Source organism: uncultured Campylobacter sp., from assembly GCF_938017705.1.
In the GTDB taxonomy this organism is placed as follows: Bacteria; Campylobacterota; Campylobacteria; order Campylobacterales; family Campylobacteraceae; genus Campylobacter_B.
Genome location: NZ_CALIIS010000246.1, coordinates 1 through 4,698, shown reverse-complemented (window position 1 = coordinate 4,698; position 4,698 = coordinate 1). Strand labels below are relative to the sequence as shown.

Genomic DNA, 4,698 nt, shown 5'->3' with positions numbered 1-4,698 from the left:
GAGCATCTCACTTTTAATGAGGGGGTCGTTGGTTCGAATCCAACGCAGGACACCACTTTTATCACTAATCAAATCGGCAAATTCTATGATTGATCGTTTATATCTAAAAAACCAAAAATAAGTAAGGATATAAAATGAAATTTTTTCTCATCATAATTAGTATATTTATTTATATTTATATTGTTCTTTCGGTGCTAAGTTTTTCACCTTGTGATATTAACGATATGTTGAGGCAAAACTAAAATCGTATGGAGCAAAAATGCAGATTAAAATTGATACGGCGGGCTAATAATGGCAACAGCGGGGCATATAGGCGACTTTTCTATTATTATGAATTTTATTTTTTAGATAGATATTGTATAGATCAAAAGGCGCAGCAAGAATTAGACAAAGAGGAGCTAAATTTTATTAAAAAATTTCATTCTGGAAATTTAGATCTATGCACAAATAACGACTTTATAGTTGGTTTATTAAAAAAGTGCGTTTTGAGGGAGGGAAATTTCACATTGTGTACCGAGCGGATCGGAAAGGAAAAAGAGATTAACATGGATGAAGTCATACATCTATATTACGCGGATAGAAAACCGAAAGAATAAGAGATTTCATGAAAAATAAAATTTACTTTATTGCCGCCGCTATAATATTATTTGCGTGGATATTTTATCTATATAAAGAGCAAAGCGCCTCTTGCGATATAAAAGATCTTTTTATGGGCGATACCGAAATAACAAAAGAGTGCAGGATTGTCATAATAAGGCAATTTGAAAAGAATGGTAACCCGCGCGCATATAAAAGGCTGAGTTTGGTTTATGGAAAAATTTTAAGCGAAAGACCGACAGAAGAGGTTTTAGATGAGCTAGATCAAGAAGAGATAGAATTTTTAAAAAAATTATATCCCGATTCAAAAATTTTATCTAAAGAGTTACCGAGCAGAAAATAATCAATTTTTATAAATATAAATTTGTCATAAAGATGGCTAAATGTTTAATAAAGAATGAAAAAAGGACGGTGATTAATGGAGTTAGAACTTTTATGCCAGAATTCAACGAATTCTGATAAATTCAGCATCAATTCGTTTGTCGGGAAATTTATATATCAAAGAACCTGGTCGGATTGCGACTATTGGGAGTTAGATAAAACTTTAATGCAGATTTTGAGCTTTTATCATAAAAAAACGCTTCCAAGAGAAATTTTCATCGCAATACTAGCGATATTTAATGATGTTATCGGCGTGGAGGACAAATCGGAAATTTATGTAAGTAATATGTTGTGTGCGAAAAACAGCGACGGCGTAGTGCCTAGCATATATGATAGATTTGAAAGATTAAAGGTTCTGTGCAACAGCATCGTATTCAAAGAAAAGCTTAGCAATAGCGGTTTTTGGTATGCTCCAAAGGATTGATGCAATGAATCTTGTAAATTTTTATAGAAATACCGCATTTGATGATAGATATGATGCAAATTCCTTTATAGGTATGATTTTGGATAATAATCTATGGTCCGATGATGAATATTGGAAATTAGAAACCGATTTAAAAAAGATTTTGCGGCATTATAAAAACAAAGAGTTGGACCCAGAAATAATGCAAGGCATTATTTCTATCTCTAATGATATATTTCTAAACGGAAGTTGGCGCGACGTAGATATAGACGCAAAAAGCGAATGTTTTAAAACGTATAAATATCAAGAAGATACAAAGCCGAATATTTTCGATAGATTTCGCCGTATAAAAAGCCTATTATTGGCGGTTGCATCGGGAGATGAAAATTTTTATAAAATCAAATTTTTCTATGAAAATTGTACGCTGGAGTCTTGTGCTAAAAATAGCAAAGACGGTGCGGTAGTTAAAATTCCATTAAAAGGAAATGCGGTTTTAAATGAATAAAAAGACGATTTTAACTATTTTATCGGGAATAGTCGAAGATGGCGATTATATCTCTTTATGGGAGATCGTTTGGGAATTAAATTCTATTAACGTTGCCAATTCGCTTAAAGTGGCGAAAGAAATTTTATTGTTTTTATACGAGCAAGGTTATATAAGATTGTTTAGTTCAAACTGGGGTTATGATACAGAAATGAAAGAGATATGTGATAAGTCTAAAATTTTAAATATTTTAAGAGATTATAAAAATTATGAGCCAGTCGATATAAATAGCACATATTTTTGTGTAACAGAAACAGAGCGGGGAAGAGCTTATTACGCGAAACAATGCTAAAATACGAAAACAATAGTTTGGACGGTATAAAATGAGAATAAAAGCGCTCGATCTAAATTTAAGCCCGTATGTCTATTTCTTTAGCGAAGCGGAAGATTTTAGGTTTAAGATTTTTAAAGATTTTCAATCCGCAAGCGGGAAAAGACCACTGGATTTTTATGAGCTTGAGGCGTTTAGCCTAATGAAAAGCACCGAAGTCTATGAGACCGATTCTATCGCTAGCACATTAATTCATAATTTTAGTTTATGCGATGAGAATGTAAAAGATATTTTAATAATGCTATTTGGGCAGTTTTATCTAAATAATTTCATAGATACCGACATAAAATATAAAAATAGCGCTAATATAAATTCAAATATGAAAAAATTTGAAGAATGGAAAATTTTAAGAGAAAATTTCTTTTATAATTTAGATAAATTTATAGCCCGCTCATACGAACCTCTAAAAAATTATACTTACGCAGACTGCGCCTTTTGGGAGGAGCCGAATCGGTGGTGCCATCATAATATGTATATGTTTATCACAGAATGCGGCAAAAGATATTATAATGAAATTTTAATTCCGAGCCTCTGCAACAAATACGAACACATAGAGGTCGATATCGATGAAGAAGGAAATGTAACTAAGTGGTACGGAATATAAAAGTAATAAAATTTAGGAGAATAAAATGGCGAGAGGAAGAAAAGCGCTTTTGCAATCACTTTTTGCTTTAGCGTCAATTGAATTTCAAACAAAGTATATTGATAATGCCGATGCAGATGCCGATGTATATACATCGCCGGAAGAATTGCTAGAGGACCTAAGTAGTGCCTGCATAGAGGCGCAATCATTTAAGGAAGAATTTACGCAAGATGAATTAGAACGATGTGAAGCAATGAGAGATAAGATAAAAAGTCTTCCCAATGAAGATATATATAAAACGCCTCTTTGGGAAAAACTACGTGAAGAAGCGAAAGATTTTTTAAATTTCATGGGTTATAATGTAAGCGATATCGACGATAGTATTTTCAAGCAATTTTAATTTTAGCCTTATGAATTTGTAGTATTAAATTTACATACAATTATAGGGTAAAAGTAACGATATTTTAAAAACGCTTTCGGTGTTAAAATTTATGAAATATCACGCCGCGCCGTAAAGTGGTCAGAAATTTCTTTGAGACAGGATTAAAGAGTAGGGAAAAAATGACGGAAGTAGTGATTGATTTTGATGAGCTGCAAAAAGACAGAAGATATATTGATGAGTGGCATGATTATTGCCCCAAAGAAATAGAGCATAAGTTATACTCCTATCTATCTGAAAAGTTAGCCTTGCCGCTGCGTATCGGCCCTGATGCATTCGCGGACTTCTTTTGGTTTCTACGATTTAAAGAATGGAAAGACTACAGCGAGGAAGAATGGGAACAATATGAAGATAAGGACGAATGGGAAAGCTATAGCGAATACATCGAAGAAAAAGAAGAAAACTCGAGATATGGGTTAAAAAATAAGCAAGGTGTTCGAGACGATTTAAAGCTAATTTTCTTACATTTTGATGCATTTAAGAAAAAATACGGTGATTTGGCTGAGCAGTTACTAGACGTGATACAATGTACGCTCTCGGAGACCGCCAAATACCCAGATCGCGATGACTTGCTTGATATTCAAATAGAAATTCGAAGCTAGAAGATTATGAAGCGGCTACGAGAAATAAATTTAAGGAAAGTGGCGAATGAGATACAGCGATCCGATATTTTTAAATTTATTCCGTAATTACGAAGATGAATTTACCGGAGTCGGTCGGCGCGACTTTGTAATTTATTTGGAAGAGCTGGTTAAAGCCGGCGAATATGGTATAGCACTGGAAGATTTTTTAGTTCAAATGTATGAATATGATATAAAAATTTCTTCTAACGACTTAACGATTATAAAAAATTTATGCGAAGGCGTGAATATAGGTAGTGATTCATGGCCGGTTCTAAACATTAGAGCGGCGGGCGATTAAAAATATACTTGAAAGGGGTCCATTGTGATAGAGGAATATATAAAAATAATAGAGGATTTTTTGCAAAACAGAATCGACGTATTTGAATTTGAAAAGATATATTGGGATAAATTTATGAATGATAAAAATTTTCCCGATGAATATTATGAGCCGCTTAATAGACTTCTTACTGACATTGATGAATTCGAACCAGATGAAGAGTTGAGGGGTGATGATACGGTAGGCGATTCATTAAGTGAAGAGGATCTAAGGGAGTGCGCGAAAAAGGCTTTAAAACAAATTACGCTTTTAAAATAGTAGTTTTATAAAATGATAATTTCTGCGAGAATTTTAAAAATATATTACGATATAATGCGGGCAAACTCACATTCCAATAAAAGGAAACCCAAATGCAAATTGATGGAAAACATATATTTCGCAAAGGCGTGCTTCTGTACAAACTATGCGTAATGGCTTCTTTAGAATATCAAGATAAATATCTTGTGCACGCTACAGATGA

At 33.2% G+C, this 4,698-nt stretch carries 9 protein-coding genes; all 9 read left to right on the top strand.

The features are described from left to right. The first annotated feature begins 604 nt into the window (after window positions 1-604). The 9 genes from Q0605_RS11325 (at window position 605) to Q0605_RS11285 (ending at window position 4,496) form a co-directional block, all read left to right on the top strand. Complete coding sequence (locus tag Q0605_RS11325; RefSeq protein WP_298706944.1) at window positions 605-940, top strand: hypothetical protein; 336 nt, start codon at window positions 605-607, stop codon at window positions 938-940. A gap of 75 nt (window positions 941-1,015) precedes the next feature. After that, a complete protein-coding gene (locus Q0605_RS11320; RefSeq protein ID WP_297922130.1) occupies window positions 1,016-1,402 on the top strand; it encodes an Imm41 family immunity protein in 387 nt (128 codons plus the stop codon). A gap of 4 nt (window positions 1,403-1,406) precedes the next feature. Further along, the gene (locus Q0605_RS11315; protein WP_297922132.1) at window positions 1,407-1,886 is read left to right on the top strand and encodes an Imm41 family immunity protein; all 480 of its coding nucleotides are present in this window, start codon (window positions 1,407-1,409) and stop codon (window positions 1,884-1,886) included. Beyond that, window positions 1,879-2,217 (top strand): hypothetical protein, encoded by a 339-nt coding sequence (locus tag Q0605_RS11310; RefSeq protein ID WP_297922135.1) that lies wholly within the window; start codon window positions 1,879-1,881, stop codon window positions 2,215-2,217. Before Q0605_RS11315 ends, Q0605_RS11310 begins: the two co-directional genes overlap by 8 nt. Window positions 2,218-2,248: 31 nt before the next feature. Further along, window positions 2,249-2,860 carry a hypothetical protein gene (locus tag Q0605_RS11305; RefSeq protein ID WP_297922138.1) on the top strand — a complete coding sequence of 204 codons (612 nt, stop codon included), beginning with the start codon at window positions 2,249-2,251 and terminating at the stop codon, window positions 2,858-2,860. A gap of 25 nt (window positions 2,861-2,885) precedes the next feature. Continuing rightward, window positions 2,886-3,239 (top strand): hypothetical protein, encoded by a 354-nt coding sequence (locus Q0605_RS11300; RefSeq protein WP_297922141.1) that lies wholly within the window; start codon window positions 2,886-2,888, stop codon window positions 3,237-3,239. A 161-nt stretch (window positions 3,240-3,400) separates the two neighbouring features. Next, window positions 3,401-3,880 carry a hypothetical protein gene (locus Q0605_RS11295; RefSeq protein WP_297922143.1) on the top strand — a complete coding sequence of 160 codons (480 nt, stop codon included), beginning with the start codon at window positions 3,401-3,403 and terminating at the stop codon, window positions 3,878-3,880. Window positions 3,881-3,926: 46 nt separating this feature from the next. Beyond that, entirely contained in the window at window positions 3,927-4,199 is a 273-nt protein-coding gene (locus Q0605_RS11290; protein WP_297922146.1) for a hypothetical protein, read from the top strand. Window positions 4,200-4,223: 24 nt separating this feature from the next. Continuing rightward, window positions 4,224-4,496 carry a colicin immunity domain-containing protein gene (locus tag Q0605_RS11285; protein ID WP_297922149.1) on the top strand — a complete coding sequence of 91 codons (273 nt, stop codon included), beginning with the start codon at window positions 4,224-4,226 and terminating at the stop codon, window positions 4,494-4,496. Window positions 4,497-4,698: the final 202 nt, after the last annotated feature.